This window comes from Polaromonas sp. P1_G4 (assembly GCF_056405475.1).
On the sequence record NZ_JBFUCA010000606.1, the window covers coordinates 1 to 2,232 of the forward strand.

Genomic DNA, 2,232 nt, shown 5'->3' on the forward strand with positions numbered 1-2,232 from the left:
CCAGGCGCATGACCTTGGCCACGTCGGCAGGGTCCATCGCCACCCAGCCGTAGCCCTTGAGGTAGACCTCCGAGCGGCAATGCTGCGCGCCCTTCAGGCTGGTCGGATTGCCCGAGAGCTCCTTATAGCCAAAGGCTGAAGGCACCAGGCGAATGCCGTACACGTCACGTGCCGGCAGGCCCACCGAGCGGCACAGGCCCACGAACAGCGCATTCAGGTCGGCGCACTTGCCGCCCAGGTTGCCGGTTTCCAGCATGGTCTTGATGTCGCCTTCGCCGCAACCGCGTACCTTGGGTTCGCGGTAGGTGTTGGCCACGATCCAGTCGTAGAGTTTTTGCGCCTTTTCGACATCGGTTTTGGCACCCTGGGTGGCGGCCAGCGCTGTCTTGCGCACAATGCCGTCGGTCGGGATGAGGACTGTGGGACGCGTGAAGTAACGCAGCGTGTCGGCGCTTTCGGCTGGGGCGGTTTTCTGTGACCAGTCCATGGCACGGCCTTGCGTCTGCACGCGGCTGGTCAGCTCCACATAGGGCTTTGTTTCAGTGGCCGCAAACTCCACATACAGCATCTTCGCGCCGTCCTGACCGTCCCGCATGAGCTTGGCGGTGCCGTTGCTCGAAAAGCCGTTTTCCAGCGAGTGCTGGTAGTCGCTGTTGACCGAGGGGATCGGCAGCCACACCTTGGTCACGCCTTGGGGTTTGGCGATGTCCACACGCGTGGTCACGTCGAAAGTTCGCCAGGCGCCGCTTTGGGGTGCAAAGTTGCTGCGGCTGGGCGCGGCGGCGGGCGTCTGGGCAAAGTTGATGGTTGGCAATGCAGCAGCCACGGCGGYGGCGGCGGTGTTCTTGAGGAAAGTGCGGCGTACGGTCGACATGAAAGGTATCTCCGGGTGGGTGTGAGTGCGACGTGCACCGGGGCAGGTAAAGATGCTCCGGGATGTCTGACAGCCCACACAGCCCGCAAAGGCAGCGCAAGGGCTGGCCCTGGATTATCGCCGGTGCCGTGCCGAGACAGATTCAGGGCTTGAGCAAGCCGGCAATCAGTTTTTCGGCGGCCGGGCTGGTCCAGTCGACCTCGCCTGTCACGCGCTGGCGCGGCCGGCCGCTGCGGTCAATCATCAAGGTTGTCGGAAAAACCTTCACACCCCAGCCCCGGGCAACTTTGCCATCCAGGTCCAGCAGCACCGGCAGTGTTACCCCGGTGGTCTTGGCGAACTGCAGCGCACGCGCCGCCGGCTCCTTGAAATTGATGGCCAACACCAGCAGTTTGTCGTCGCCGTAGAGGTCGGCAATCTGCTGCAGCGTCGGCATTTCCGCGCGGCAGGGCTCGCACCAGCTGGCCCAGAAATTCAACAGCACGGCACGGCCGCGCAAATCAGCCGGGCGCCAGGTCTTTCCGGTTGTGTCCACCAGCGAGAACGCTGCCAATGGACCGGCCCAGRGAGCCACTTCATAAGCCGGGCCGGTCAGCCCCTGCGACATTGCGGGAAGCACGGCCGCCCCTGAGCCGGCGACGACTGTCTGCAGCAGGAAATGGCGGCGGGAAATAAACGGGGTCGGCATGGGCCCTGGTGTTGGTACGCAGGTTGAGGGGTAGATGGGATGGACGACTTCTATCGCGGCAAGAACATGCACTGCCTGCATTTTAGGGACCGTATAGCATCCGCTGCATGCGCCAGCCGGCGCCTTCACACAAATCACAGGAACTTCATGAACATCCATATCCGGAATGCCCAAACCGGCGACGCCGCAGTGATTCACGCCTTCATCGTTGAACTGGCCATCTATGAAAAAGCTGAGCACGAGGTCATCGCGGGCGTCGCAGACATAGAGCGCAGCCTGTTTGAGGCCGAGGCGCCTGCCCGCGCCCTCATCTGCGAGATAGACGGCCAGCCAGTGGGCTTTGCGGTGTACTTCCTCAGCTACTCCACCTGGCTGGGACGCAAAGGCATGTACCTGGAGGATTTGTACGTATCGCCCCAACACCGGGGTAGCGGCGCCGGCAAGCGGCTGTTGCGCCACCTGGCCCGGCTGGCCCTTGACGGCGGCTGCGGGCGGCTCGAATGGAGCGTGCTGGACTGGAACGAGCCGGCCATCCAGTTTTACCAGTCGCTGGGCGCCAGGCCGCAAGCTGAATGGGTGCGCTACCGCATGGCCGGTGACACCTTGCAGCACTTCGCTCTGGGGGACACAAGCCAGGTTCAGCCAACGCCCTGAGCCGGTCGTGCAATAT

3 protein-coding genes are annotated in these 2,232 nt (G+C 63.4%); 1 reads left to right on the plus strand and 2 read right to left on the minus strand.

Annotated elements, in window-relative coordinates; genetic code table 11:
• On the minus strand, positions 1-874 hold an 874-nt coding region (locus tag AC1D1X_RS21135), incomplete at its 3' end, for a transglutaminase-like domain-containing protein (protein WP_477699095.1).
• Between the two features lie 142 nt (positions 875-1,016).
• Positions 1,017-1,562, minus strand: coding sequence for a TlpA disulfide reductase family protein (locus AC1D1X_RS21140; RefSeq protein ID WP_477699096.1), 546 nt, complete (start codon positions 1,560-1,562; stop codon positions 1,017-1,019).
• A 147-nt stretch (positions 1,563-1,709) separates the two neighbouring features.
• Between AC1D1X_RS21140 and AC1D1X_RS21145 the strand changes: the two genes are divergently transcribed.
• The gene (locus AC1D1X_RS21145) at positions 1,710-2,216 is read left to right on the plus strand and encodes an N-acetyltransferase family protein (protein WP_477667810.1); all 507 of its coding nucleotides are present in this window, start codon (positions 1,710-1,712) and stop codon (positions 2,214-2,216) included.
• Positions 2,217-2,232: the final 16 nt, after the last annotated feature.

Bases quoted from the DNA above. Each gene is read 5' to 3' on its own strand.
- AC1D1X_RS21145 (WP_477667810.1), top strand. From the start codon at position 1,710: ATGAACATCCATATCCGGAATGCCCAAACCGGCGACGCCGCAGTGATT.